General features: G+C 68.0%; 24 protein-coding genes and 1 tRNA gene. 6 read left to right on the top strand and 19 right to left on the bottom strand.

Annotated features, from left to right (window positions below):
- Positions 1-188: 188 nt before the first annotated feature.
- Together HRV97_RS04935 and HRV97_RS04930 are read left to right on the top strand one after the other, a co-directional pair.
- Complete coding sequence (locus HRV97_RS04935; protein WP_174192502.1) at positions 189-1826, top strand: inorganic phosphate transporter; 1638 nt, start codon at positions 189-191, stop codon at positions 1824-1826.
- A gap of 278 nt (positions 1827-2104) precedes the next feature.
- Positions 2105-3388, top strand: a complete 1284-nt coding sequence (locus HRV97_RS04930) for an MFS transporter (protein WP_174192501.1) — start codon at positions 2105-2107, stop codon at positions 3386-3388.
- Between the two features lies 1 nt (position 3389).
- Here HRV97_RS04930 and rsmD read toward each other — a convergent pair whose 3' ends face one another.
- Together rsmD and HRV97_RS17345 are read right to left on the bottom strand one after the other, a co-directional pair.
- Positions 3390-3935 (bottom strand): 16S rRNA (guanine(966)-N(2))-methyltransferase RsmD, encoded by a 546-nt coding sequence (gene rsmD / locus HRV97_RS04925; protein WP_174192500.1) that lies wholly within the window; start codon positions 3933-3935, stop codon positions 3390-3392.
- Positions 3932-5611: a pseudouridine synthase gene (locus HRV97_RS17345; RefSeq protein ID WP_246248514.1), complete on the bottom strand. Its 1680-nt coding sequence runs from the start codon at positions 5609-5611 to the stop codon at positions 3932-3934. Before HRV97_RS17345 ends, rsmD begins: the two co-directional genes overlap by 4 nt.
- Positions 5612-5707: 96 nt before the next feature.
- Between HRV97_RS17345 and HRV97_RS04915 the strand changes: the two genes are divergently transcribed.
- Together HRV97_RS04915 and HRV97_RS04910 are read left to right on the top strand one after the other, a co-directional pair.
- Entirely contained in the window at positions 5708-6142 is a 435-nt protein-coding gene (locus HRV97_RS04915; protein ID WP_174192499.1) for a response regulator, read from the top strand.
- Between the two features lie 243 nt (positions 6143-6385).
- Positions 6386-7747, top strand: a complete 1362-nt coding sequence (locus HRV97_RS04910) for an AmpG family muropeptide MFS transporter (RefSeq protein ID WP_174192498.1) — start codon at positions 6386-6388, stop codon at positions 7745-7747.
- Positions 7748-7750: 3 nt separating this feature from the next.
- On the opposite strand, the gene HRV97_RS04905 is transcribed toward HRV97_RS04910, so the two are convergent.
- The 15 genes from HRV97_RS04905 to HRV97_RS04835 form a co-directional block, all read right to left on the bottom strand.
- Entirely contained in the window at positions 7751-8176 is a 426-nt protein-coding gene (locus HRV97_RS04905) for a DUF6628 family protein (RefSeq protein WP_174192497.1), read from the bottom strand.
- A gap of 81 nt (positions 8177-8257) precedes the next feature.
- Positions 8258-9574, bottom strand: a complete 1317-nt coding sequence (locus tag HRV97_RS04900) for a bifunctional folylpolyglutamate synthase/dihydrofolate synthase (protein WP_174192496.1) — start codon at positions 9572-9574, stop codon at positions 8258-8260.
- A gap of 80 nt (positions 9575-9654) precedes the next feature.
- Positions 9655-10521, bottom strand: coding sequence for an acetyl-CoA carboxylase, carboxyltransferase subunit beta (accD, locus tag HRV97_RS04895; RefSeq protein ID WP_174192495.1), 867 nt, complete (start codon positions 10519-10521; stop codon positions 9655-9657).
- Positions 10518-11321, bottom strand: a complete 804-nt coding sequence (gene trpA / locus HRV97_RS04890) for a tryptophan synthase subunit alpha (RefSeq protein WP_174192494.1) — start codon at positions 11319-11321, stop codon at positions 10518-10520. The genes accD and trpA overlap by 4 nt, the downstream gene beginning before the upstream one ends.
- Positions 11321-12568, bottom strand: coding sequence for a tryptophan synthase subunit beta (gene trpB / locus HRV97_RS04885; protein ID WP_174192493.1), 1248 nt, complete (start codon positions 12566-12568; stop codon positions 11321-11323). Before trpB ends, trpA begins: the two co-directional genes overlap by 1 nt.
- Positions 12565-13203 (bottom strand): phosphoribosylanthranilate isomerase, encoded by a 639-nt coding sequence (locus tag HRV97_RS04880; protein ID WP_174192492.1) that lies wholly within the window; start codon positions 13201-13203, stop codon positions 12565-12567. Before HRV97_RS04880 ends, trpB begins: the two co-directional genes overlap by 4 nt.
- A 51-nt stretch (positions 13204-13254) precedes the next feature.
- Positions 13255-13485, bottom strand: coding sequence for a hypothetical protein (locus HRV97_RS04875; RefSeq protein WP_174192491.1), 231 nt, complete (start codon positions 13483-13485; stop codon positions 13255-13257).
- A 14-nt stretch (positions 13486-13499) separates the two neighbouring features.
- Entirely contained in the window at positions 13500-14174 is a 675-nt protein-coding gene (pyrF, locus tag HRV97_RS04870) for an orotidine-5'-phosphate decarboxylase (RefSeq protein ID WP_174192490.1), read from the bottom strand.
- Positions 14174-14512, bottom strand: coding sequence for a lipopolysaccharide assembly protein LapA domain-containing protein (locus tag HRV97_RS04865; RefSeq protein ID WP_174192489.1), 339 nt, complete (start codon positions 14510-14512; stop codon positions 14174-14176). Before HRV97_RS04865 ends, pyrF begins: the two co-directional genes overlap by 1 nt.
- A gap of 41 nt (positions 14513-14553) precedes the next feature.
- Entirely contained in the window at positions 14554-16869 is a 2316-nt protein-coding gene (locus HRV97_RS04860; RefSeq protein WP_174192488.1) for a patatin-like protein, read from the bottom strand.
- A complete protein-coding gene (locus tag HRV97_RS04855; protein WP_174192487.1) occupies positions 16866-17564 on the bottom strand; it encodes an endonuclease/exonuclease/phosphatase family protein in 699 nt (232 codons plus the stop codon). Before HRV97_RS04855 ends, HRV97_RS04860 begins: the two co-directional genes overlap by 4 nt.
- Positions 17565-17628: 64 nt before the next feature.
- Positions 17629-17704, bottom strand: a tRNA-Thr gene (locus HRV97_RS04850).
- A 50-nt stretch (positions 17705-17754) separates the two neighbouring features.
- Positions 17755-18630 carry a hypothetical protein gene (locus tag HRV97_RS04845; protein WP_174192486.1) on the bottom strand — a complete coding sequence of 292 codons (876 nt, stop codon included), beginning with the start codon at positions 18628-18630 and terminating at the stop codon, positions 17755-17757.
- 10 nt (positions 18631-18640) lie between these two features.
- Complete coding sequence (locus HRV97_RS04840) at positions 18641-20008, bottom strand: serine hydrolase domain-containing protein (RefSeq protein ID WP_246248513.1); 1368 nt, start codon at positions 20006-20008, stop codon at positions 18641-18643.
- A complete protein-coding gene (locus tag HRV97_RS04835) occupies positions 19983-21311 on the bottom strand; it encodes a replication-associated recombination protein A (protein ID WP_174192771.1) in 1329 nt (442 codons plus the stop codon). The genes HRV97_RS04840 and HRV97_RS04835 overlap by 26 nt, the downstream gene beginning before the upstream one ends.
- 173 nt (positions 21312-21484) lie before the next feature.
- Here HRV97_RS04835 and HRV97_RS04830 point away from each other — a divergent pair, with 173 nt between their 5' ends.
- Both HRV97_RS04830 and HRV97_RS04825 read left to right on the top strand, forming a co-directional pair.
- On the top strand, positions 21485-22048 hold the full coding sequence (locus tag HRV97_RS04830; protein ID WP_246248512.1) for a PadR family transcriptional regulator: 564 nt from the start codon (positions 21485-21487) through the stop codon (positions 22046-22048).
- Positions 22045-22347 (top strand): DUF2218 domain-containing protein, encoded by a 303-nt coding sequence (locus tag HRV97_RS04825; RefSeq protein ID WP_174192483.1) that lies wholly within the window; start codon positions 22045-22047, stop codon positions 22345-22347. The genes HRV97_RS04830 and HRV97_RS04825 overlap by 4 nt, the downstream gene beginning before the upstream one ends.
- On the opposite strand, the gene HRV97_RS04820 is transcribed toward HRV97_RS04825, so the two are convergent.
- On the bottom strand, positions 22344-23495 hold the full coding sequence (locus tag HRV97_RS04820) for a glycosyltransferase family 4 protein (protein WP_174192482.1): 1152 nt from the start codon (positions 23493-23495) through the stop codon (positions 22344-22346). The genes HRV97_RS04825 and HRV97_RS04820 overlap by 4 nt on opposite strands.
- A gap of 71 nt (positions 23496-23566) precedes the next feature.
- Positions 23567-25351 (bottom strand): cation:proton antiporter domain-containing protein, encoded by a 1785-nt coding sequence (locus HRV97_RS04815; RefSeq protein ID WP_174192481.1) that lies wholly within the window; start codon positions 25349-25351, stop codon positions 23567-23569.
- Between the last annotated feature and the right edge of the window lie 18 nt (positions 25352-25369).

The raw sequence follows: 25369 nt of genomic DNA, 5'->3' as shown, positions 1-25369 counted from the left end.
AAGGCGAAACGGTCGAAGGAGTGATCGAGAGGCTAGATGATCGGCGGTGTTGGTTTTCAGCGATCCACTTGACGACGTTTGGCACACCGTCGCGTCGCGCCCCGCGCCCCGCGCCTCAGCCGTCCCGAAACGAGGCTGCGGCAACCCGAGTCATCAAAACGTCACGCGGCGGGAACAGGGGTGACGGCATGGCAAGCACCCTCGTCGCGCCGACTGAGTCGTCGCAATCGTCGCGCGCGGTCGATCTCGATCGGCCCGCTCATCCGATCGCACGTTTGGTCTTCGCTGGGCTGGTCGTCGCCTGTTTCGCCTATGCGGGCGTCAGCGTCTTTCGCGACACGCAGCAAGTCGGCGAGCAGCTCGCGACCGGCGTGTTCCTGTTCCTGGGGCTGGCGCTGCTGATCGCGCTGGGATTCGAGTTCGTGAACGGCTTTCACGACACCGCCAATGCGGTGGCGACGGTGATCTATACCAATTCGATGCCGGCCAATCTGGCAGTGATGTGGTCGGGGTTCTTCAACTTCCTGGGCGTGATGCTGTCGTCGGGGGCGGTGGCTTACTCGATCGTCACCTTGTTGCCGCTCGACCTGATCCTGAACGTCGGGTCAGGCGCGGGGTTCGCGATGATCTTCGCGCTGCTGCTCGCGGCTGTCATGTGGAACCTGGCGACCTGGTATGTCGGCCTCCCCAATTCTTCGAGCCACACGCTGATCGGGTCGGTGCTGGGCGTCGGGCTTGCCAACCAACTGCTGCACCGCGGGCCGGGCGGCACGGCCGGCGTTGATTGGAGCCAGGCGACCAAGGTGCTGACCGGATTGTGGATGGCGCCGTTGATCGGCTTCGGCGCGGCGATGCTGATGCTGGTCACGCTGCGTGCGGTGGCGCGTAACCCGGTGCTGATGCAGGCGCCCGAGGGCGACGCGCCGCCGCCGCGCGGCATCCGCGCGCTGCTGGTATTCACCTGCACCGCGGTGTCGTTCAGCCACGGGTCGAACGACGGGCAGAAGGGCATGGGGCTGATCATGCTGATCCTGATCGGCTGCGCGCCGACTGCTTATGCGCTCAACCGCACCTTGCCCGCGAGCGAGACACCGGCCTTTTACGCCAGCGCGACTGCGGCATCGCGCGTGTTGGCGAGCAACGGGGCGGCTGCGGTGCCGCTGGAGCGCGCACGCGCGGTGCTGGTCGATGCGGTATCGCGGCGCACGGTGACGAGCCCGGCCGCTTACGGCGCGGCGATCGCGCTGTCGCGGGACGTGTCGCGCCGCGTGGCGAGCTACGGCTCGCTCGACCGCGTGCCTGCGTCGGCCACGCCCAACCTGCGCAATGACATGTACCTGGTCCTCGACGCAACGCGGATGATCGCCAAGGAACCGACAAAGGCCGGGTTGAGCGAGGCCGAAGCCGACCGGCTGAAGGATTACCAGGCGCGGCTGGAGGCTGGCACGCGGTACATTCCGCTGTGGGTCAAGGTGGCGGTGGCGCTCGCGCTCGGGCTGGGCACAATGGTCGGGTGGAAGCGGATCGTCGTCACGGTGGGCGAGAAGATCGGCAAGCAACACATGACATACGGCATGGGCGCCAGCGCCGAACTGGTGGCGGCGGCGACGATCCTGGCGGCGGATCGCTTCGGCCTGCCCGTGTCCACCACGCACATCCTGTCGTCGGGTGTGGCGGGCGCGTCGGTGGCGAGTGGCATGGGGTTGCAGCGGCGCACGCTGGTGCAATTGGCCGCGGCGTGGCTGATGACGCTGCCCGTCGCGATGCTGCTGTCGGGCGCGCTCTACTGGCTGCTGCTGCAATTGGTGGAGGGCGGCGCGTTCTGACGCGCGCGGATTGCGACACGGGCCGGTAAAATCCGGGGCGGCCCGCGAGGAGCCGCCCCGTAGTTCAGGGAAGGAACCGGGCGAGGGGGAATGCCCGATCCATGCGTCAGCGCTCAACAGGGGGAGAGCGACGACGTCCGTCACATAGCCGCGATGTGTTGCGCGGATGTTGCAGGCAAGCGCGATTGCGTGACCGGCGCTGCAATCTCGAACGCGGAAAAGCCGGTAGGCGGCATGTTGTGCGTTGACGCGGGGCTAGGCGCTTTGGATGACGCGGCATGACCAGTCCCGCCTCGCACCGCCGCATTCTGCTCGCCAGCCTGGTCGGCACCTCGGTCGAGTTCTACGATTTCTACATCTACGCGACGGCCGCGTCGCTGGTGTTCGGGCCGTTGTTCTTCCCGAGCGGCGACGCGTCGGTGCAATTGCTCGCCTCCTACGCGAGCCTGGCGGTGGCGTTCTTCGCGCGGCCGGTGGGGGCATGGGCGTTCGGCCATTACGGCGACCGGATCGGGCGCAAGTCGACGTTGGTCGCGAGCCTGATGCTGATGGGCGGGTCGACATTGTTGATCGCGTTTCTGCCGACCTACGCGACCGCTGGATTGCTGGCGCCGATCCTGTTGTGCGTGCTGCGCTTCGGCCAGGGCTTCGGTCTCGGTGGCGAGTGGGGCGGGGCGGCGTTGCTAGCGGTGGAGAACGCGCCGGCGGGGAAGCGTGGGCGCTACGGCATGGTGCCGCAGCTCGGGGCGCCGGTCGGCTTCATCGCGGCGAACGGGCTGTTCCTGGTGCTCGGGTTGGTAATGACGCCCGAGCAGTTCATGGCGTGGGGATGGCGGGTGCCGTTCCTGTTGTCGGTGGTGCTCGTCGGGTTGGGGCTGTGGGTGCGGCTGAAAATCAGCGAAACGCCTGCTTTTGCTGCGATGGTGGAGGAAGGGCCGCCGCCGTCGGTGCCGATGGGCGAATTGTTGCGTCATCACTGGCGATGCGCGCTGGGGGGTACGTTCGGCGCAGTTGCGTGCTTCGCGGTCTATTACATCGCGACGGCCTTTGCGCTCGGTTACGCGACCAAGACGCTGGGCGTGGATACGCAGACGTTCCTGGGGCTGCAATTGACGGCGATCCTGTTCATGGCAGGCGGCATCGCGCTGTCGGGCGTGTGGGCGGACCGGACGACGCCGGGACACGTGCTCGCCTGGGGTTGCGTCGGTGCGGTGGTGGCGGGGTTCGCGCTGGTGCCGGGGCTGGGATCGGGCTCGGTCCCGGCGATGTTCGCCAGTCTCGCCTTCGCCTTGTTCGTAATGGGGTTCGTGTACGGGCCGCTCGGGGCATGGTTGCCCGGGCTCTTTCCGGCGCGGGTGCGCTACACCGGCGTCAGTCTCGCGTTCAACATGGCGGGGATCATCGGCGGCGGGCTGACGCCGGTCGCGGCACAGTGGCTGGTGCAGCGCGGCGGGCTGGCGTGGGTCGGCGGTTATCTGGCGGTGTTGTCGACGCTGAGCTTGGCCGCATTGCTGCTGATGCGCGAAGGGCGGGCGCGTCCGGCGACGCTGCCCGCGGTGTAGCTCAGGCGTCGCGTCGCAGGATCGTGAGGCGCGCGCGGCCGTACTGGCGCTCCGCATCGACTGTGAAGCCGGCAAGCGCGACCGGCTCGGCGCGGCCGGTTTCGATCGTCAGCCACGTCGCGGAGCCGATCCAACCGAGCCGCGCGAGCTTGTCCGCTGCGACCGCGCCCGCGCCCGAGGCGTAAGGCGGGTCCATCATCACCACATCGAGCGGGGCGGGGGCGGGCCCGAGCGCCAGTACCGAGCCGGCGCGTATCGTCGCGCGCGTGCCGGCGGCGAGCGTCGCGATGTTGGCGCGCAGCGCGTCGAGAGCGGGGCGATCCTGCTCGACGAACAGGCACGAGGCGGCGCCGCGCGACAGCGTCTCCAGCCCGAGCGCGCCCGAGCCCGCGAACAGATCGGCCACCGCCAGTCCTTCGAAGCTGCCGACACGGCTGGCGAGCATTGAGAACAGCGCTTCGCGCGTGCGGTCGGCGGTCGGGCGGGTCGTGTCGCCCTTGGGCGCGGGCAGCGCGCGACCGCGCCAGTCACCGGCGATGATCCTCACTTGCGCGGCTTTCCGGGGCGCGTGCCCGGTTTCGCACCAGACTTCGGTTTGGCGCGTGCCCAGCCGGGCTTGCGCTCGGGACGCGGCGGCCGCGGCGCATCTGGCGCGTCGTCGCGATTGGTTGCGGGCTTGCGGCTCTTGCTGTCGAGATTGCCGCGTTCGGCCGCTTGCGCGCGACCGCGGGCGTCGTCACGCGACGGTTGATCGCGACTGACGCGTTGCGGTGAGGGGCGCTCGCCGGGTGCCGAGCGGGATGTGCCACTACGCTCCGGCCCTGTGCGGCCTGTGGTCGAGCGTGAGCGCTCGTCGCGGTCGCCGCGCGGCGTGGACGCGCGATCGGCGCGGGTCGGTTGGCTGCGGAACGGGCGTGCCTGGTGCGTCGGATCGATCGCACCCGAGCGGTTGCGCGAGGTGGCGCGATCGCTGCCGCGTTCACCTCGTATCGATGGATCGGGACGTGGACGAGGCTGGTAGTCGTCCGCGGCATCGCGAGGCGCGGGCGTTTGGCGCGGAGCCGGGCGCCGGCTGCGGATACCGTCCGGTTCGTTGACGCCGTGCGACGCGCCCGCGCGGCGTTGCGCGCCGACGGTGGAGGTGCGTGACGTGCGGTCGTGCTCGCCAGAACGGGTCGATGCCGTGCGGTTGCTCACGCCGCTTCCCGCTCTTCGGTCGTCGGTGTTGCCGCGGACCGAAGGTAGTCCGAACGCGCCGCGGGTCGGCCTGCGATTCTCGTTACTGACCGTGGGTTCGCGGATCGGGTCGTAGCCTTCGCCTTGCGATGAGTGCATGCGCCCGGCACTCGCGCGCGCGTCGGACCGCGCCGTTGCACCATCGGGACGGGTCTGAGCGCTGCTCGTCGCTCGGGTGGACGAGCCGGGACGAATAGCCGTGGCAGTGATCGTGCCGACTTGTTGGGGCGCGAGGCGCGCGTTCTTGAGGCTGTGGCGAAAGGCGACGATGTCGGCGCCGCGCACCTCGCCGATCCCGCCGACCGGCAGATCGCCCATGACGAAGGGGCCGTAGCGCGTGCGGATTAGGCGGCTGACCTGCAGGCCGAGATGTTCGAGCACGCGGCGGACCTCGCGGTTCTTGCCCTCGGTCAGGATCATCTCGACCCAGACGTTCGCGCCGGTGCGGCGTTCGAGATTGGCGTCGATGCTGCCGTAGCGAATGCCGTCGATCTCGACGCCGTCGATCAGTTCCTCGAGCTGCGCCTGCGTCACATCGCCGTAGGCGCGCGCGCGATAGGCGCGCTCCACGCCGGTGGAGGGCAGCTCGAGCTGGCGCTTGAACTCGCCGTCGGTCGTCAGGAGCAGCAGCCCCTCGGTGTTGAGGTCGAGACGGCCGACCGGCACCAGCCGCGGCAGATCGGCGGGCAGGCGATCGTAGATCGTCGGGCGGCCCATCGGATCGCGCGCCGCGGTCAGGTAGCCGGCCGGCTTGTGGAACAGGAACAGCCGTGTCGGCTCGGCCTCCGCCACCGGCACGCCGTCGACCGTGACGCCGTCGAGCGTCGCGAGCAGCGTGGCGGGCGTGTCGATCACGCTGCCGTTCAGCGCGACGCGGCCGTCCTCGATCATGCGTTCGACATCGCGGCGCGAGGCGACGCCGGCGCGGGCGAGCAGCTTGGCGATGCGGTGGGTCGCGGACGTGGGGATCGCGGGTTCTTCGGCCATCGCGCTGCCTTAGCGCCGCATGGTCGAATGCTGTCAAATATTTGCGACCGAAAGCTTCCTTTTGCGTTGTGGGGGCGTAACGATGGAAGCGCACACATGTTGTTCGGACGAAAGCAGCGATCGATTGCCCGGCTGCTCGTCGTCGAGGACGAGCCGCTGATCGCGTTCGACACCGAACGGATGCTGCGCGAACACGGATATGAGGTGATTGCGACCGTCGATCGCGTCGCCGACGCGCGCCGTGAAATTGCGAGTGCGACCGAGAAGGTCGACCTGATCCTGGCCGACGTGCAACTGGCTGACGGCAGCGGCGTAGAGGTTGCGCGAGCGGCGAGTGAGCGGTCGATCCCGGTCATGTTCGTCACCAGCGCCTGTCCGCCCGAGGCGCGCGCGCTAGCGGTCGGTTTTCTCGCCAAGCCGTTTCTTGAGCGCGACCTGCTCAACGCGATCGAAGCAGTGGACGCGGCGATGGCGGGCAAGGCTACCAAGCGTTTGCCGCAAGGCTTTGAGTTGTACGTGCCTATCGCCTGACCGCTTCCCAGTGAAGGCGGCGTTCGACCGCGGCGTGACACTCATTAACGCCGATGATCCATCTCGGATTGTTGTAGGCGATGGCCAACGTTGATTTAGGTGGTGCCGAGCTCGTCGCTGTTGAGCATCCGCCTCTGCGCGCGTTGATCTTGCATGCAGCGGAGCGTCGCGGCGGGTGCAATCGTGGCTTACCTCCAAGCCGTTTCCCGCTAGTGTCCGGCCGACATTACGCTGGAGCAAGACATGGCGTCGACGCCGGACAAGATCGATACACGGCGGCGAACGTGGTGGGACGGGATCAGGCCCTACGTCGAGCGTGCGCCGCTGGCTTCGCTGGCGCTGGGGATATCGTCCGCTTTCGCATTGACCATGATCACCAGCACGCTGGCGAGCCGGTTGGCAGAAGCGGGCATCGAGAAGAAAAGCGTGACCGCCTTCGCCTTGGTCATCCTGGCGTATAACCTCAAATTTTTGTGGGCGTGGGTGATCGAGGGCGTGCGGTTGCCGGTTCTGGGACGATTGGGGCAGCGTGTATCGTGGATGATCGTGCTGGCAGCGTGCACGATGGCTGCGGCGATCAACCTGGGCCTGGCCGACCCGCGCGTGTCGCTGGCGCACACTGCGTCCACCGCAATCCTGCTGGGTATCGCGGGGGCGAGCTTCGACATCGTGATCGATGCCTATCGGATCGAATTGCTCGAGCCGCGGCAATTGGGTGTGGGCGCGGGCATGGGGCAATATGGCTGGCGGATCGGATCGGCCGGGCTGGGCGCGCTGGCGTTGCTGGTGGCCGATCGGGCGAATTGGGAAACCGCCTATTTCGTGAGCTGTCTCTTTGCCTTGCCCGCGGTCGTCACCGCATTGATCATGGGCGAGCCGCAACGCCACCGCGAGGCGGTGCGCGCAGTCGCAGGGCGTCGTCCGCTGGGCGATCTCGCGCGCGCGGTCGTGGGGCCGTTTGCCGAGTTTTTCCGCCGTCCGGGTGCCGTTATCGTGCTAATGTTCATCCTATTTCACAAGATCGGCGACACGCTGGCGAACCTCACGCTGCGGTTGCTGTTCAACGACCTCGGGTTCAGCAAGACCGAGATTGCGGTGTACGATGTCGGCGTCGGTTTTTGGGCGCTGCTCGCCGGCGTGTTCGTCGGCGGGATCATGTATGCGCGATTGGGGATGAAGCGGTCGGTGCTCGTCAGCCTCGTGCTGATGGCCGTGTCGAACTTGAGCTTCGCGGCGCTCGCAGCAGCAGGGCACTCGAACATGGGGATGGCGGGCGCGATCGGGTTCGAGAATTTCGCCAGCGGCATCGGTGGTGTGACAGTGATCGCCTATTTTTCGGCACTGACCGATCTGCGCTTCACGGCCAGCCAATATGCGCTGATCTCGGCCGCGGCAAGCATTGTGGGACGCGTGCTGACCGGCACGACGGCGGGGGCGCTGGTGGAGCGGTTCGGCTACGTCAATTTCTACCTGTTGACGACGATCCTCGCGTTGCCGGGCGTGGTGCTGTTCTGGTGGATGAGCCGGTCGGGGTTGGTCGACCGATCGGTCGGCAGCGCCGGAATCGCGGGTGCCGGCGACGCGCGCGACAGCGCGGCGGCGTGATGCTCAGGCGCTGATCGGGCGTCCCTCGTCGGCGAAGGCCGCGGCGAGCGCGGCGGCGCTGGCTAGAACGCCTTCGACACGGCGATGCCCGAGCAGGTCCGCCATGAGCAACGACGCGCTGACCGGGGCCTGTTCTACGCGCGCGAGGATCGTCAGCAGCGCCTGCTCCGACGCGGTCATGCGTGAGCAGCAGCACGGCGCGATCGAGATCGGCATCGACGATGTCGCGGCCACGTCCGCCATCAACGCACGCGCCAGCGTCAGCGGGCGGCAGAATCCTTCACCGAAGGCGGTGAGGAAGCCATGGGCGGCGCGTGCGTCGCTGAGGCCGTGCGCACCCATGCGGCGGATGGCGAACAACACGAGTCGGGCATGGTCGCACACAGGCGCGACATGAGGCAAAGCGGACAGGGTGGCAGTGATCGTCATCGCGAACGGCTCCTTCTCGTTCGCGCATCCTCGGTTCTACGCTATTGCAAGTCAATCGCATTTATTGCGTCAGGTCGGAAGCTATTGGTTGTGCGCGAGTACATCCCCCGCGAGGTATAGCGAACCGGCGATCAAAACGTCGTTTTGCGTAGCAATCTGAAGAGCTTGCCCCGCTTTCTTAAGCGCTGCGCTTACGTTTTCTGCCGTGGCTGTCGATCGGATCCTCAGTTTGGCAGCCTCATCGGCCAGGGTAGCCGGTGCGTGGCACGCGTGATCGGGCACCGGGATCGCGATCACTTGCCCGAGCAACGGAGCAAGTGGCTCGAGAAAGCCGGACGGGTCTTTGTTGGCGAGCATGCCGAGGATTAGAGTCAACTCACCTGCTACGCCGAGTTGTGGCAGTGCCTGCGCCAGTGCGGCACCCGCGGATGGATTGTGGCCGCCATCCAGCCACACGCGCGCGCTTGCCGGCAGTGGGGCAAGCAACGGCCCAGGCGAGAGACGCTGCAACCGTGCCGGCCAGAAAGCGTGGCTGGCGGCGTCCGCCATTGCGGCGGCCGGCACTGCCAGCACGCGCTGATGCCGCAGCATCGCGGTGGCGAGCGCGAGATTGTCGGCCTGATGCGGTCCGTGCAGCGCGGGCAAGGGCAGGGCGAGTGTGCCGGCTACATCTCTATAGTCCAGCGTCGCGGTGTTGACCACGCGGTGCCACGCCTGACCTTGCGAGAGCAACGGTGCATGGTGCGCGGCAGCGACCTGCGCGATCACCGCCGCGATCTCCGGCGGGTAAGACATGGTGACCAGCGGTACGCCCGCTTTGGCGATGCCGGCTTTCTCCGCGGCGATCAGCGGCAGCGTGTCGCCCAGGAACGCCTCGTGATCCATGCCGAGCGCGGCGATGCCGCACACGGCGGCGGTCGGCAGCACGTTGGTCGCGTCGAGCCGGCCGCCAAGCCCTACCTCGATGACGCAGGCGTCGGCGGGGGTGCGCGCAAAGGCCAGAAAGGCGGCGGCGGTGGTCACCTCGAAGAAGCTCGCGCCAATGTCGCCCGCTACGTCCAGTACCTCGGCGAGCAGCGGCGCGAGCGCGGTATCGTCGATCAACGTGCCGGCGAGGCGGATACGCTCGTTGAAGCGGACGAGGTGCGGGCTGGTGTAGGCGTGGACGCGGTAGCCGGCGGCTTCCAGCGCGGCGCGCAGAAAGGCGCAAGTCGATCCCTTGCCGTTGGTGCCGGCGACGTGAAAGACGGGCGGCAAGTGGCGGTGCGGATCACCGAGCCGCGCGAGCAATTGCGTGATGCGCCCGAGCCCGAGCACATCGGCACCGGGCGAGAGCGCCCACAGGCGATCTAGCTGCGCCTGCACGGCAGAATCGGTGGAGCGGGCGTGGTCGGGCATGACGCGATGTCCGGATAGCAGCGTCGGATCGTCGGACGCGCACCGCGCCGGACCGAGCCGACGCGGTGCGCGCGGGCGTGTCACGCGGCGGCGCTACGCTCCGCGCATAGGTAGCCGATCACGCTGGCGAGGCGATCGCGCAGGTCCTTGCGGTGCACCACCATGTCGATCATCCCGTGTTCGAGATAATATTCGCTGGTCTGGAAATCGTCGGGCAGCTTCTCGCGGATCGTATTCTCGATCACGCGGCGACCGGTGAAGGCGAGCGTCGCCTTGGGCTCGGCGATGTGGATGTCGCCGAGCATCGCATAGGCCGCCATGACGCCGCCCGAGGTCGGATCGGTCAGCACGACGATGTACGGCAGGCCGGCATCGTGCAGCATCTGGATTGCGACGGTGCTGCGCGGCATCTGCATGAGGCTCAAGATGCCTTCCTGCATTCGCGCGCCGCCCGATGCGGTGAAGACGACGTAGGGCGCGTGGTCGGCGATCGCGGCCTCCACACCTTGGATGAAGGCTTCACCCACGGCCTGGCCCATTGAGCCACCCATGAAGGCGAAATCCTGCACGCCGATCACAACCTTGCGGCCGTGGATCAGGCCGCGTGCATTGATGAAGGCGTCCTGTTCGCCCGTGTGGGCGCGTGCGGCCTTGAGGCGGTCGACGTAGCGCTTCGAGTCGCGGAACTTAAGCGGATCCTCAGGCGCCTTGGGCGGGGCGAGCGGGTGCGCGGTGCCCTCGTCAAAGAGGTAGGCGAACCGCTCGGCCGGGCCAATGCGGTCGTGATGGTCGCAGGTCGGGCAGACGTGGAGGTTCTCCTCCAGCTCCTTGGTAAAGACCATCGTCCCGCAACCCTTGCACTTGTGCCACAGGTTCTCAGGCGTCTGCTGCTTGCCCGCGGGAACGATCGCGGACAAGGCGTTGCGAACGTTGCTCAACCAAGTCATCGTACTGCTTCCTTGCGGGCCGAGGCGAGTGCGTCGGACAGACCGCGAACATAGGTGGTGACGTGTGCGGGCGCTTGCGAGCCGTGCTGCGCGACGATCTCGACGATCCCAGAGCCGACGACGACACCGTCGGCGACCGCACCGATCGCGCGTGCCTGATCGGGGGTGCGGATGCCGAAGCCGACGGCAACGGGTACGTCGGTCGCTTGCTTCAACCGCGCGACGGCCTGCTCGATCGAGGCCTGCTGGGCTTGTTGCAGCCCGGTGATGCCCGCAACCGAGACGTAGTAGAGGAAACCCGAGGCGCCGTTCACGACCTCTGGCAGCCGTGCCACGTCGGTGGTGGGGGTGGCGAGACGGATCAGGTCGAGACCAGCGGCACGCAGCGCCGGGCCGAGTGCGTCGTCTTCCTCCGGGGGAATGTCGACGCAGATCACTCCGTCGACACCCGCCTCACGCGCGGCATTGGCGAACCACTCGCCGCCGCGGCGCAGCATCGGATTGGCATAGCCCATCAACACGAGCGGCACGTCGGGGTGGCGGTCCCGAAAGCCGCTCGCGATGCGCAGGATATCGGCGGTCGAGGTGCCGCCGTCGAGGCTGCGGATATTGGCCGCCTGGATCGCGGGGCCATCCGCCATCGGGTCGGTGAACGGCATGCCGAGCTCAATAACGTCGGCACCACCCGTGACCAGCGCGTCGAGGATCGCGGGCGTGGTCGCGACATCGGGGTCGCCTGCGGTCACGAAGGTGACGAGCGCCGGACGATCGGCACGGAAGGCGGCGGAAAGGCGCGTCATCAGATCGCTACTCCCAGCGCCTCGGCAACGGTGAAGATGTCCTTGTCGCCGCGGCCGCACAGGTTGGCGAGGATCACCTGATCTGCCCGCATTTCCTTTGACTTGGCGGCAACCGCTGCGATCGCATGCGAGGGTTCAAGTGCGGGAATGATGCCTTCGACACGGCACAGCAACTGGAAGGCGTCGAGCGCCTCGCGATCGGTGACGCTGGTGTAGGTGACTCGGCCGATGTCCTTCAACCACGCATGCTCGGGTCCGATGCCGGGATAATCGAGCCCGGCGGAGATCGAATGCGCTTCCGCGATCTGCCCGTCGTCGTCCTGCAGCAAGTACGTCTTGTTGCCGTGGAGCACGCCGGGGAAGCCGCCGGCGAGGCTGGCGGCATGCTTCGCCTCAAGCCCTTCGCCCGCTGCCTCGACGCCGAGCATCTGCACGTCGGCATCGTCGAGGAAGGGGTGGAACAAGCCGATCGCGTTCGATCCGCCGCCGATCGCGGCGACGAGCAGGTCGGGCAGGCGGCCCGTACGCGACAGCATCTGCGCGCGCGCCTCGCGCCCGATCACGCTCTGGAAGTCGCGGACGAGTTCGGGATAGGGGTGCGGGCCGGCGGCAGTGCCGATGATGTAGAAGGTGTCGTGAACGTTCGCGACCCAGTCGCGCAGAGCCTCGTTCATCGCGTCCTTGAGCGTGCGCGCGCCGCTCTCGACCGCGCGGACCTCGGCGCCGAGCAGCTTCATGCGGAACACGTTGGGCGCCTGCCGCTCGACGTCCTTTGCGCCCATGTAGATGACGCACGGCAGGCCGAAGCGCGCGCAGACGGTGGCGGTCGCGACACCGTGCTGGCCGGCACCGGTCTCGGCGATGATGCGGGTCTTGCCCATGCGGAGCGCGAGCAGGATCTGCCCGACGCAATTGTTGATCTTGTGCGCGCCGGTGTGATTGAGCTCGTCGCGCTTGAACCAGATTTCCGGCCCCATCCCTTCGGGCGCGCTGGCGCGCAGCGCCTCGGTCAGCCGCTCCGCGTAGTAGAGCGGGCTCGGGCGGCCGACATAATGTTCGAGCAGATCGTCGAACTGCGCCTGGAACGCCGGATCCTGCTTCGCCGCGCGATAGGCGCGTTCGAGTTCGAGGATCAGCGGCATCAGCGTCTCGGCGACGTAGCGGCCGCCGTAATCGCCGAAATGGCCGCGGCTGTCGGGCTGCTGGCGGAAACTGTTGGGCGTTGCGGGTTCGGTGGTCAGGGTCATAGCTGGCGGACCGATTGAAGGAAGGCGGCGATCTTGTCCACGCTCTTGACGCCGGGCGCGTCCTCGACCCCCGACGAGGTGTCGACCAGCGTGGCGCCGGTGCGCTCAACCGCTTCGGCAACGTTGGCAGCATCCAACCCGCCCGAGAGCGCCCAGGGCAGCGGCGGGCGAAAGCCGTTCATCAGCGACCAGTCGAAGCGGACGCCCATGCCGCCGGGCAGCGCGGCGTCAGCGGGAGTCTTGGCATCGAACAGCAGGCGGTCGGCCGCACCGACGTATTCACGCGCCTGGTCGAGGTCGCCGCGGACCTTGATCGCGATCGCGGCCCAGGTTTCGAGGCCGGCGGATCGACGCAGGTGCGCGACACGATCGGGTGCGGTCCGATGGAGCTGGATCGCGGACAAGCGCGCAGCCTGCGCCGCGCGAGCAATCGTCTGGTCATCGGGATCGACGAACACGCCGACGCGCGCGACATGGTCGGGAACGCGCGCGGCGAGCGCCGCCGCCTGATCGAACGACATGTTGCGCGGCGATGGCGGAAAGAAGACGAAGCCGACATGGCTCGCGCCGCTTGCGAGTGCGGCATCGAGCGTGGCGGTGGTCGAGAGACCGCAGATCTTGGCGGAAACGGGCATAATGCGCGCCCTAGCAGCCGAGCATGTGCGAGGCCAAGCTCGGTGCGGCAATCACGGCATGGCGAGGCTGGCGAGTTCGCTTATCGAGATGCCGTAGGTGGCGCAGATGTGGTCGCGCAGCGCGCGTTTCGCCTGCGCCATCTCAAGGTAGGCGGCCTCTTCCGCCTCCTCCGCCGCGGCGTTGACGGTGAAGCGGTCGGGGACGAGCGCGTCCCAGGTCAGATTGTGGCGCTTGGCCGAGGCGCGAACCGCATCGACCAGCGCTCTAGCGTCGTCCTGCATGGCCGTGTCGCCGATCAGAGCGTTGCGGCGATCGCGCGGGCGGCCGCATCGGGGTCGGCGGCCTGGGTGATGGGGCGGCCGATGACTAGCATCGATGCGCCGTCGTCGAGCGCGCGGCGCGGGGTGACGACGCGCTTCTGGTCGCCAATCGCGCCCTCCACCGGCCGGACGCCGGGGACGACGAAATACCCCTTGGGCCAGGCGTGATGCGCGGCCTTCACCTCGGCGCCCGAGCAGACGATGCCGTCGAGCCCGGCGTCGCGCGCGAGATCGGCGAGGCGCAGAACATGGTCGTGCGCGGTACCGGTGACGCCGGTCGCCGCCAAATCGTCGTCGTCGAGGCTGGTCAGCATCGTCACCGCGACCACGCGCGTGTTCGGGTGAGCGGCGGCCTTGGCATCTTCCAGCATCGCGCGGCCACCGCTGGCGTGAACCGTCAGCACCGCAGGGGCGAGCGGCGCGAGCGACTGCACGGCCTTGGCAACCGTGTTGGGGATGTCGTGCAGCTTGAGGTCGAGGAAGACGGGCAGGCCGATCTCCTCCACCGCGCGGATGCCGGCAGGGCCGTTGGCGCAGAAGAACTCCAGGCCCAGCTTCACGCCGCCGACGTGGTGGCGGACCTTTTGCGCCAGCACGCGGGCGCGATCGAGGTCGGGCGTGTCGAGCGCAACGAAGATACGGTTGGACATCAGATCGTCTCTGGGATGGGCGAGGAGGCAGGCGACGGGGCAGGCGGCAAGGGGGTGGGCGCGACGTCGGGCAGCGCCGCCTCGCTGATCGAGCGGGTGCTGGCGAGCGCCCGCTCGGCCGCGGCGAGGCGCTGGCGCAGCCGCCAGCGGACCACATGCTGGTAGATCAGCGTCGGGACAAACCCGATCAGAAAAGTGAGCAGCAGCAGCAGCGGAAGGTTGATCTCCATCACCAGGCCGCCGAACAGCTGGATCGACACCGTGGTCCAATTGCCAAAGGTGAACACCGCGGCGATGAACGCCAGCAGGCACCAGAACAGGATCTTCAGGAACTGCATCGCCGTCGACGCTATCGCGGGCGGGCAGCTTTGGCCAGCCTTCAGCCGAGTTCGTGGCGCAACGTTGCGACCAGCGCGGGAATGGCGGCGAGCCGGGGTTCCTCTTCGTCGAGGATCGCGAGAAAGGCGGCGCGCTTGATCGCGGCGACGCGGCCGGCGCGTAACCGGCTGGGGGCGGACAGGGTGGATACGGCGATGTCGATCATCCGCTCGGCGCCGTGCAGACGACCCCAGAGATAGTCGTTCTCGCGGTAGGCGTGGCTGAAGAACGCACCGAAGCTGTTGTACTGGATGCCCTTCAGCGTCGCCTCCGCGCCGCCGCTGCGGATCGCGCGCGCGTCGTCGGGTGAGATGCGGTCAACCCGAATCGGGTCGTACTCGTCGGTGCCTTCACCCTGGAGCAGCGGCAGCGTGGCAACATCGATGTAGGGGAAGCCGAGATAGTTGAGCAGCATCGCGCGCCGCCACTCGCGCGGCAGCTCGGCCAGGGCGGCGGCGATGCGGGCGTCGGTCTGCGCGTCGAGCCCAGTCAGATCGAGCGAGGTGCCGAGCGCGTCGAGCAGCGGTTCGGCATCGTCGCGCAGTGTGCGGACTGCATGGCGAAGCGCGCGGTGCGCCTCGGGGCGTCGCACGTCGATGTACGCGCCGAGCGAGTCGTACACGGCGTGACGCAGTGGTTCGAGCGTCTCCGCCCCCGCTTCACTCTCCGCCTCCCCGATGCGGCGTGCGAGCAGGCGCAGGCGGCGGACGCGAAATTCGAGGTCAAAGGTGCGCAAGAAGGCGATCGTGGCGTCGCTGCCGTCGCCGGTGAACACCGCATTGTCAGTAACGCCGCGCGCGGCGAGCGCTTGATCGATCCGTACCCGCGTGTTGCTCCAGCGTTGCGCGCCGGAGCCACCGCCGACCGCGTGGAGCAGCGTGACGATGTGTTCGACAACGTTCGCAGTCTTGAGGTGTCCGTAGCCGGCGTAGGAGAAGCCCGCGCGCTCCGCAGCGGCGGTCTGCGCGCGCCTGCGCCAAGCCACGAGGCGCGAAACGGTCGGGCGATCGAGGAAGAAGGTGCGGCCGAACAGTTGCTCGATCTCGCGTTCGACGTCGGGGCGGATCGCATCGAGGATCGCGCGCATTCGCTCGATCCGGCGCGAGCGCTCGGCGAGTGCTTCGAGATTGTCGCGGATCGGTTGTTGGCGCGGCAGCTCGCTGATCGCGCCTAGGATCGTTTGAAAGAAGCCGGGCACACCGTCGCTGGCACCCGACAGGCGGAACTTGGTGCCTGGCGAGGGGTCGATGTAGACGAAGCGGCGGTCGATCTCGCGCCGCGCGGGACGATTGCGAAGCGCGTCGATTGCCGGGCGGAAGGGTGCATTGGCGAGCACCGAACCGTCGATCAACGCGGTCTTGTCGATCGTGTTGGCGGCGGATTGGCGCGGGAGCACGCGGCGCAGAAAGTCGTCGCGACCCGGCCAATCGGCACCGCGTGCGGCCAGCACCTTGTCGAGTTCGGCCACGGTGAGCGGGGGAAAGGCACCGGGGAAGCTTGAGGTCGCGCGCGCGGCAAAGGTCAGTTCGGCTGGGTCGGCCAACGTTTCACAAACCTCACCGTCATCGGTGAAAGGAAAGATGAGGCGGTGCTCGGTCTCGGTGACCTCTGGTGGAGAATGGAGTTGCAGGCGTTCGGGGTGGCCGGTGAAGTCGGTCACGGTGACGAACAGGTCGAGCGGCTGGCCCGGTGGCAGGAGACGGGCCTCGCGCGGCGCCGCGGCCATTGCCTCGAACGCGTCCAACAGCATGTCGGTGAAGCCCGCGCCCGAGAAGGGCGGCTCGAACCAGCGCGAGCGGATGAAGTGCGACAGCTTGGCGCGCACCTCCTCGCGCGTCGGCTCGTCCAGTTCGTCGAGCTGTTCGGCGCTGCGCCCGGCGGCCATCCAGGCGATCGGCAGCGCCCAGACCTTGGAGAAGCGTGAGGCGGGGGCGGCGTCGGCATCGGTTAATCGCTCTACGTCGGCACCGTCGAGCCAGAGATCGGTCAGCGGGTCAAGCGACTGGCCGGCGGCGATCGCCTGCGCCAGGAAGATGCCGTTGATCCCGCCCGCGCTCGCGCCGGCGACGATGTCAGGCAGGATGCGCAGCGTGACGCCGGCGGCCTGCTGCATTTCGGCCAGCATGTCGGCGTAGACGCGCGCCGAGCCGGTGAGCGCGCCGTCGCCGTCATGATGCGCGCGGCTGGCGCGCGCCAGGTGCCACACCTCCTTGGTGATGCCGTGCATGTAGACCGCCAGGCTGATCCCGCCGTAGCAGATGAGCGCCAGCCGCAGCTCCTTGTCGCGTGGGCGCGGCGGTGGCGCACCGTCACTCACGCCGACACGATCTCGGCCCAGATCGGCAGGTGGTCGGACGCCTTGCGCGCGGCGGCACTGGCGTGAACACCGCACGCGGTGACGCGCAGCTCACGCGACGCCATGATCCGGTCGAGCCGCGCGACCGGGCGGCGCGCGTGGAAACTGGGGCCGGTGTCGGCGAAGGCAAACCGCTGCCCGAAGTCTCGCAGGCACCCCGACATGCGGCTCCACTCGTTCAGGTCGCCCATCATCACGGTCGGATGCTGCCGCGCGCTGGAGGCGACGTGGGTCAGGATCGCGTGTGCCTGTCGCCGGCGCCACAGGCCCGACAGGTCGAGATGCATGCCGATCACGCGCACCGTGCCGCCGGCCACCGTCACGTCCGCCATCACCGCGCCGCGCGGTTCGAGCGCGGGCAAGTGAAGCACCTCACAATCGTCGATCGTCGCCGAACGGCGTACCAGCAGCGCGTTGCCGTGCCATCCGAGGCTGAGCGCGCGCACGCCGAAGCCGACCGCTTTCCAGCCGCCGTGTTCTTCCAACAGATGCGGGGTGATGACCGCGGCCCGCGTGCCGAAGCGGCGATCCGCCTCCTGCAAGGCGACGACGTCGGCGTCGATTTCCGAGAGCACGTCGAGAATACGCTGTGGATCGCGCCGGCGATCGGTGCCGATCCCCTTGCGCATGTTGTAGCTCGCGACCTTGATCTTCATTATATCGCCGAAACGATCGGTCGCGGTCCCGGTTGCACGGGCGAGCGCAACGCGATGAAGCGGATGGTGCCGGTTGCAGGAATCGAACCCGCGACCTTCGGTTTACAAAACCGCTGCTCTACCAGCTGAGCTAAACCGGCGCGTCATCGATCGCGCCATGCGACAGTGGCGCGCGCGCGTCCAGCCCCTTTCAGGGCACGCCGAAGGTCCAGCCTTCGATGCGCGCGACCTCGGGCGTGAGCGCGGACGGGTGCCACAGTCCAGGACGAGTGGCAGCGACGCGGAGCCAGGCGGCGGCGAGCAGCGCGTCACTTGCGTGATCGTCGATGGCACCGGCACCGGCGACGGGCGCGCTGCCGAGACCGGCGAGCGCGGCGTTGAGGGCATCGACGTCGCGTAATTTGCTGCGTCCCGCGCGGACGCCCGCTTCTCGTGCCGCCAGGCTCGTGTAAATTTCGAGCAGGAGGCTGCCGTGACCGGGATCGGGGTCGAACGGCCAGACCGGCACGCGCCCGGCGAGCCGATGAAGCATTCGCATGCCGGTCAGGCTCGACTTGCCGACCTGCGCCGCCCCGACGAGGTTGAGGTTGCTGACGGGACTGAGCCCGAGCGCCGCCTGCGCGTGCTCGGCGAGGCGCCAGCGCCCGCGGCCCGGAGGGAACAGGTCGCCGACCCGACCGCCGTGACGGCGAAAGTGCCGCGATGCCTGCGGATGGTCGACGAAGCTGGTTGCGGCGAGGTGCGGATCGTCGGCGCAGATCTCGTCCACCAGCGTCCAGAGCGCGCGCGCATTGGGTGGGCTCCGCGACCAGCCGGGAAAATAGCTGCCTTGATCGAGGAACGGCAGCGATGCGCCGAGATCGAGGCCGACGAGCGTATCCGCCGGTAGATCGTCGGTCAGCCAGGCGAGTACGTCCTCGCGCGACCAGATATGATCGGCGCGGACGAGAATGGGTGCGGCATCGCCCGCGTGGCACAGCGCGACGCGGATACCCCGTTGCCGCGCACCGACCGCTCCCGACCAGTCGATTCCGGCGAAGTGGCGGAACCGTTCGCGCGTGCTCACCCGGCGGCGGTCAGCGCGAGGCGGCGAGCACGTCGGCGGTGAAGCGCGCGATGTCGAAGCGGCTGCCCGCCGGATCCTCGCCGCGCCGCACCACCACCAGCTTCGCCGACGGGATCACCATGACATACTGGCCGCGGTTTCCCTGCGCGGCGTAGCTGCCGGCGGGCAGGCCCTGTTTGGCGCCAAACAGCCACATCGTCGCGCCGTAGCCCTCACCACGATTGGGCTGCGGACCACTAGGCATCGTCATGTAACGCATCCAGCCGCCGGGCAGCAGCCGCTTGCCCTGCCAGACGCCGTCCTGGAGCCAAAACTGACCCAGTCGCGCCAGATCGCGCGCGGTCGACCAGACGTCCGACGACAGGATGTAATTGCCCCGCCAGTCGCGCTGCGCGACGGTGTGCGTCATGCCAAGCGTGGTGAACAGCCGCTGCGGCAGAACGCTCGCCTTCGCGTCGCCCAGCGAGGCGCGCAGGCTGCGCATCGCGAGCAGGATGTCGTTGTTGGCGTAGCGGAAGCGCGTGCCCGGCTTTGCTTCGAGCGGCGATGCGGTTGCCTGCTCGGTTACAGCCGTGCCGCCGAAGTAGACCGCATCGGTGCGGTTGCCGGCGGTGTCGCTGTGCAGGCCCGACGACATGCGTAGCAGATTGTCGAGGGTGATCGCGCGGCGCGGATCGCTGCTGTACCATTCCGGTATGGTGCTGCGGCGCTGGGGATTGATGCCCGATCGGCCGACTAGCGTGCCGGTGATGCTCTTCGCAACCGACCAGGTACGATTGGCAACGAACGGGCCGAAGTCGTCGCGGTAGCGCTCCGCCACGATCTTGCCGTTCCGCAACACGACGACGCCCGTAGTTTGGCTGTCGCGGCCGTAATCGGAGAAGGCGCGCGCGACCACGTTGGCGAGTGCGGGCAAGGGGACCGGACCAATGTTCGCGTCGCCCAGCGGCCAGGGACGCGGATCAGCGCCCGCGATGGTGGGCGGGACGGCGGCGGCGATCGGCGCGGGTGCGGCTCCGATCGGTGTCAGGACGCAGCCTATGCCGCGTCGCCACGTCGCACGGCGCGGCGGCAGGTCTGCGGCAAAGGGCACGCTGACGCTGGCGGCGGCGCGATCGACCGTGGCAGCGAGCGTCGGCGCCAGCGCGGCATATTCGGGGTAGATACCGCGCAGCTCGAGCGCTTCGATCGCGGCCGGGCTGCGACCGGCGTTGAACACGCCGCCGCAGATCATCGCCGCTTTGTAGCCGGCCGCGATCGCGCGGGCGTAGAGTTGGTCGTTCGGCGCGGCGGCGGGCGTTTGCGCGATAGCCGCGCCGCTCGCGAGCGTTGCCGCGAGGAGGGCGAGCGACTTAATCGCGAGACGGCGTGCTGGCATGGCGACGTTCATTCCACCACGCCAGCCGCTCGGCAATGCGCTTCTCGAAGCCGCGCTGGGTGGGGGCGTAATATTGCTGCGGCGCGAGGCCCTCGGGCCAGTAGTTCGCGCCGGAGAAGGCGTCCTCGGCATCGTGGTCGTAGGCGTAGCCTTTGCCGTAGCCGAGGTCGCGCATCAGCTTGGTCGGCGCTCCCAAGATATGCGCCGGCGGCATCAGCGATCCATGCTCGCGCGCGCTGCGCCATGCCGCTTTCTGCGCGGAATAGACCGCGTTGGATTTGGGTGCAGTCGCGAGATAGATGCACGCTTGCGCGATCGCGAGCTCGCCCTCCGGGCTGCCGAGGAAGTTGTACGCTTCCTTCGCGGCCAGGCATTGCTGTAGCGCCTGCGGATCGGCGAGGCCGATATCCTCGACCGCGGCACGCGTGAGGCGGCGCAGCAGGTAGAGCGGCTCCTCACCCGCGGTCAGCATGCGCGCGAGATAGTAAAGCGCGGCGTTGGGGTCAGAACCGCGGATCGATTTGTGCAGCGCGCTGATGAGGTTGTAATGGCCCTCGCGATCCTTGTCATAGACCGCGACGCGGCGTTGCAGGAACGCGGACAGGCCGGCGGGGTCGAGCGGTGCGGCGAGATCGACCGAGAACAAGGTTTCGACCTGATTGAGCAGAAAGCGCCCGTCGCCGTCCGCACTGGCGATCAATGCATCTCGCGCCGGTGCGTCGAGCGGGAGCGGGCGGCCGACCTCTGCTTCGGCACGCACGATCAACTGCTCGAGCGCGGCGGAGCCGAGACGGTGAAGGATCAGCACCTGCGCGCGGCTGAGCAGCGCGGCGTTGAGCTCGAACGACGGGTTCTCGGTCGTCGCCCCCACGAGCGTGACGGTGCCGTCCTCGACAAAGGGGAGGAAGCCGTCCTGTTGCGCGCGGTTGAAGCGGTGGATCTCGTCCACGAACAGCAGGGTGCGCTTGCCCAGGCGCGCGTGGTCGCGTGCCTCGGCGAACACCTTTTTTAGATCGGCGACGCCCGAGAAGACGGCGGAGATCGGCGCGAACCGCAAGCCGACGGCGTCGGCAAGCAGGCGCGCGATCGTGGTCTTGCCCGTACCTGGCGGTCCCCACAGGATGATCGACGACAGCCGATTTGCCGCCACCATGCGGCCGATCGTGCCTTCGAGTGCTGTGAGGTGTTCCTGACCGATCACCTCGACGAGCGAACGCGGGCGCAGGCGATCGGCCAATGGCGCAGCGACGTGCGACGGATCGGGCGGGGCGGGAGGTTCGAGTCCGGTCAGCAGGTCGGCCATGCGGACGTTCATAAGCGATCGTGGCGGGAAGGAAGAGGCTTTGCCGAACTTAGCTTCAAGATACATCTTGAACGCTGCAATCTAAGATATATCTTATATTTATCTTTGCAGGAAGGCTTATGAGACATCACATGTATAGTCACCGCGACAGGTGGCACAGACGCTGGGCGGTCATGGCGGCAAATTCCGCTGGGCACGGACGGCGGCGGGGAGATCGTGGACCGCTCGGCGGCGATTGGTTCGACCGGGGCGAGCGCCCGATGGGTGGGCGACGCGCGCGGATGTTCGACGGCAGCGAGCTGCGGCTGGTGCTGCTCAAGTTGATCGCCGATACGCCACGTCACGGCTACGACCTGATCCGCGCGATTGAGGCGCTGACCGCAGGCGCTTATGCGCCGAGCCCGGGCGTGGTTTATCCGACGCTGACGCTGCTCGATAAAATGGGGCTGATCGAGGAGCAACGATCGGAGGGCGCGAAGAAGCGCTTCGCCGCGACCGAGGCGGGACGTACCCACCTGAGCGAGCATGCCGAGCAGGTTGAGGTGCTCATGGCACGGCTGCACGCGCTGGGCGCGCGCCGCGAGCGGGTCGACCCCGCGCCGATCCGTCGCGCGATGGGCAATCTGAAGGTCGCGCTCGGCGAAACGTTCGGACGCGGCGATGTGCCTCCCGAGCGGATGCACGACGTGGCGGCGATGATCGACGAACTGGCACAACGCGTGGAGCGACTGAAATGAGCGTATCGATCGCACGGGTGTCGACCGCGTCGGCCAGCCGCTATCTCCAGCAACTCGCCAAGCACTGGAGCCACAAGATGAAGGTCAGCTACTCGGAGCAGGAGGGCCGCATCGCCTTTTCCAACGGTTCGTTGCTGGAGATGCGCGCCGATAGCGAGACGCTCGACGTATTGCTGACCGTACCCGACGGAGAAGATGTGGCGCAGATGCGTGACGTGGTGGCGCGCCACCTTAACCGATTCGCCTTTCGCGAGGCGCCGCTGACGTTCGACTGGCGGGCAGGCGGCGCCGCGATCTAAGCCGGTCGGCGCGCCTGCATGACCTCGAGATAGGCTGCCAGCACCTGCGCATTGGCGGTGTCCCAGCGAAAGCCGGCGGCGCGCGCGTGGCTCGCGGCACCAGCGCGGGCGCGCAGTGCGGGGTCCTCGATCAACTGCGCGATGGCCGCGGCATAGCCTTCGATCTGCTGCGGCTTGACCAGGAAACCGGTAACGCCGTCCTCGACCAGGTCGATCGCGCCCGTCGCGCGCGCGGCGACGACCGGAACACCCGCCGCCATCGCCTCGGAAGTGACCTGACCCCATGTCTCGGTCACACTGGGATTGAACAGGATGTCCATCGAGGCAACCGCGCGGCCGAGATCGTCGCCGCTCTGGAAACCCGCAAATGCCGCCTCGGGCGCGCGGCCGGCGAACCAGTCGCGTGCGGGTCCTTCGCCGACGACGATCACGCGGTGGCGCACGCCGCGCTCACGCAACGCGGCGATCACGTCGGCGAAGACGCCCAAACCTTTCTCCAGCACCAACCGGCCGAGGAAGCCGATCGCGACTTCATCGTCGGCGATGCCGAGCGAGCGGCGCCAGTCGAGGCTGCGGCGATCGGCCGCGAAACGCTGATGATTGACCCCGCGCGGCCACAGCGACACCGGCGTGTCAACGCCGAGGTCGCGGATGATCTGACCCATTGACGCAGTCGGCACCAGCACGCGGTCCGCACGATTGTAGAAGCGTTTCAGGATCCAGCGGATCACCGGCTGAATGAAGCCGAGCCGGTAATATTCGAAATAAGTCTCGAACCGGGTGTGGACGGCGGCGACCACCGGCACGTCGTTGGCGCGCGCCCAGGTGACCGCCGCGTGCCCGAGGAACTCAGGGGCCGATACATGGACGATGTTGGGCGCGAACGCCTCCAGGTCGCGGCGCGGTTCCTCCGGCAGCGACCGGCCGATCTTATACTCGCCGCGACCAGGAATGGGGATCGCCGGCACATCGACCAGATCGCCGCGCGGCGCGAAGGCCGGATTGCTGGAGGTGGGTGAATAGACCCGTACCTGCACGCCCTGCGACAACAAATAGCCTACCAGCAGGTTCTGCGCCTGATTGGCGCCGTCGCGCACGTAATTGTAGTTGCCGCTGAACAACGCGACGCGCAGGTCGGAGGGCTTCATTCGTTGCGCACCTATGCGTGGTTTCCGGCAGAAACGTGACGACGCGTTGGTCAATGCATCGCGCACGTCGCTCACGACGAGCCTGCGGCGTCGACTTCGCTGCGGCTGCGGATGCGCCGGATCCGTGGTTCGCGCGACATCATCGCCTCGGCGCGGATGTCGTTGCGCAATTCTTCGCGCTTCTCGTGGATCGAGGCGATGATCGGTCCCATTGCGGCGCCGAGTTCGACCAGCACCGCTTCGGAGAGTTGCAGCGAGCTTTCGAGCGTTTCCGGTACCGCATCGGTAACGCCGGCGCGGTACAGCTCGGCGGCGTGGCGTGGATCGCGCGCGCGCGCGATAATCGGCAGATTGGGGAATTGCCCGCGCACCAGCCGCGTCAGGCGTACGGTCAGCACCGGATCGTCCATAGTCAGGATCAGCGCGCGCGCGGTGCCGAGCGCGAGCCGGTCGACCAACTCGCGCCGGGCGACGTCGCCGAAGACGACGCTGTAGCCGGCGGCGCGCGCGCGGGTGACCGCGTCGATATCGGCCTCTACCGCGACGTACGGACGCTGGTGGCGCGACAGCATGTCGGCAACCAGCTCACCGACCCGGCCGAAGCCGATGATCACCGTGCGGCCTTCGTTGGCGGCAGGTATCTCCTCCAGCGGCGCACGCCGTTCGAGCCGACGCGAGATAATCCGGCCGAGTGCGGCGAGCAGCGGCGTGATCGTCAGCCCGATCGCGGTCACCGTCTGCCAGAAGGTGGCGGTGGACGGCAGGATCAGCCGCGCCTGCGCCGCAGTCGCGAGCACGATCAGCGTCGTCTCCGACGGGCTGCCCATCAGCAATCCCGTCTCCGCCGCTACACCCAGCCGCGCGTTGGCGACACGCAGGAGGAGCGCGGTGACGATCGCCTTGACCAGCACGACGCCGACGACTGCCGCCAGCAGAGACGACCAGTTGGCGACGATCAAACGCAGGTCGAGGCTCATGCCGACCGTGATCAGGAACACGCCGAGCGCGAGCCCCTGGAACGGCTTGGTGATAACCTCGACCTCGCTGTGATATTCGGTTTCGGCGATCAGCAAGCCGGCGAGCAGCGCACCGACGATCGGCGACAGGCCCGCTGCGGTGGTCGCGACGCTGGCGACGATGACGACCAGCAAGGACGCGGCGAGGAACAATTCGGGGCTCTTGGTGCGCGCCGCCTGCGCGAACAGCCGCGGCAGCACGAGGCGTCCGCCGACGTACATGGCGACAACCGTCACCCCTCCGCGCAGCGCGACACCGGCGATGCCGATCCAACCCTCATCGCTCGCCGTCGGTGCCATCGCGCCGAGCGCGAAGATGATTGGGACGAGTGCCAGATCCTCGAACAACAGCATCGCGAACGCGCCGCGCCCGACCGGGCTGGTCGTGCCGACCAGCGGCAGCACCAGCGCGGTCGATGAAAGCGCCAAGGCCAGCCCGAGCCCGGCCGCGCCCTGCCACGGCTGTCCCAGCAGGTGCAGCGCGGCCGCGATCAGCGCCGCCGACCCGAGCAACTCGGCCGCGCCAGTGCCGAACACGAGCTGCCGCATCGACCACAAACGCCGAAACGACAGCTCGAGCCCGATCGAGAACAGCAGCAGCACGATACCGAACTCGGCGAACGGCTCGATCGCCTCGGGGTTGGAGATCGTGACGTAATAGAGCCACGGAAAGGCCGCGGTCAGCGACCCGAGCCCAGCAGGCCCGACCAGCGCACCGACGAGGATGAAGCCGATCACCGGACTGATCCGGAACCGTGCGAACGCCGGAATGACGAGCCCCGCCGCGCCCAGAACGACAAGGGTGTCAGAGAAGCCCGCGTTTTCCAATCCGATCGCCATGCGAGCACTCTTGGATCA

This window comes from Sphingomonas hominis (assembly GCF_013328205.1).
GTDB classification, from domain to species: domain Bacteria; phylum Pseudomonadota; class Alphaproteobacteria; order Sphingomonadales; family Sphingomonadaceae; genus Sphingomonas; species Sphingomonas hominis.
This window is presented reverse-complemented; position numbering and strand designations above follow the sequence as displayed.

What these genes read in the sequence shown, in the direction of transcription:
- HRV97_RS04935 (WP_174192502.1), top strand. Translation starts at nt 189, where the DNA reads ATGGCAAGCACCCTCGTCGCGCCGACTGAGTCGTCGCAATCGTCGCGC.
- HRV97_RS04930 (WP_174192501.1), top strand. Translation starts at nt 2,105, where the DNA reads ATGACCAGTCCCGCCTCGCACCGCCGCATTCTGCTCGCCAGCCTGGTC.
- HRV97_RS17345 (WP_246248514.1), bottom strand. Translation starts at nt 5,611, where the DNA reads ATGGCCGAAGAACCCGCGATCCCCACGTCCGCGACCCACCGCATCGCC.
- HRV97_RS04915 (WP_174192499.1), top strand. Translation starts at nt 5,708, where the DNA reads ATGTTGTTCGGACGAAAGCAGCGATCGATTGCCCGGCTGCTCGTCGTC.
- HRV97_RS04910 (WP_174192498.1), top strand. Translation starts at nt 6,386, where the DNA reads ATGGCGTCGACGCCGGACAAGATCGATACACGGCGGCGAACGTGGTGG.
- HRV97_RS04905 (WP_174192497.1), bottom strand. Translation starts at nt 8,176, where the DNA reads ATGACGATCACTGCCACCCTGTCCGCTTTGCCTCATGTCGCGCCTGTG.
- HRV97_RS04900 (WP_174192496.1), bottom strand. Translation starts at nt 9,574, where the DNA reads ATGCCCGACCACGCCCGCTCCACCGATTCTGCCGTGCAGGCGCAGCTA.
- accD (WP_174192495.1), bottom strand. Translation starts at nt 10,521, where the DNA reads ATGACTTGGTTGAGCAACGTTCGCAACGCCTTGTCCGCGATCGTTCCC.
- trpA (WP_174192494.1), bottom strand. Translation starts at nt 11,321, where the DNA reads ATGACGCGCCTTTCCGCCGCCTTCCGTGCCGATCGTCCGGCGCTCGTC.
- trpB (WP_174192493.1), bottom strand. Translation starts at nt 12,568, where the DNA reads ATGACCCTGACCACCGAACCCGCAACGCCCAACAGTTTCCGCCAGCAG.
- HRV97_RS04880 (WP_174192492.1), bottom strand. Translation starts at nt 13,203, where the DNA reads ATGCCCGTTTCCGCCAAGATCTGCGGTCTCTCGACCACCGCCACGCTC.
- HRV97_RS04875 (WP_174192491.1), bottom strand. Translation starts at nt 13,485, where the DNA reads ATGCAGGACGACGCTAGAGCGCTGGTCGATGCGGTTCGCGCCTCGGCC.
- pyrF (WP_174192490.1), bottom strand. Translation starts at nt 14,174, where the DNA reads ATGTCCAACCGTATCTTCGTTGCGCTCGACACGCCCGACCTCGATCGC.
- HRV97_RS04865 (WP_174192489.1), bottom strand. Translation starts at nt 14,512, where the DNA reads ATGCAGTTCCTGAAGATCCTGTTCTGGTGCCTGCTGGCGTTCATCGCC.
- HRV97_RS04855 (WP_174192487.1), bottom strand. Translation starts at nt 17,564, where the DNA reads ATGAAGATCAAGGTCGCGAGCTACAACATGCGCAAGGGGATCGGCACC.
- HRV97_RS04840 (WP_246248513.1), bottom strand. Translation starts at nt 20,008, where the DNA reads ATGCCAGCACGCCGTCTCGCGATTAAGTCGCTCGCCCTCCTCGCGGCA.
- HRV97_RS04835 (WP_174192771.1), bottom strand. Translation starts at nt 21,311, where the DNA reads ATGGCCGACCTGCTGACCGGACTCGAACCTCCCGCCCCGCCCGATCCG.
- HRV97_RS04830 (WP_246248512.1), top strand. Translation starts at nt 21,485, where the DNA reads ATGGCGGCAAATTCCGCTGGGCACGGACGGCGGCGGGGAGATCGTGGA.
- HRV97_RS04825 (WP_174192483.1), top strand. Translation starts at nt 22,045, where the DNA reads ATGAGCGTATCGATCGCACGGGTGTCGACCGCGTCGGCCAGCCGCTAT.
- HRV97_RS04820 (WP_174192482.1), bottom strand. Translation starts at nt 23,495, where the DNA reads ATGAAGCCCTCCGACCTGCGCGTCGCGTTGTTCAGCGGCAACTACAAT.
- HRV97_RS04815 (WP_174192481.1), bottom strand. Translation starts at nt 25,351, where the DNA reads ATGGCGATCGGATTGGAAAACGCGGGCTTCTCTGACACCCTTGTCGTT.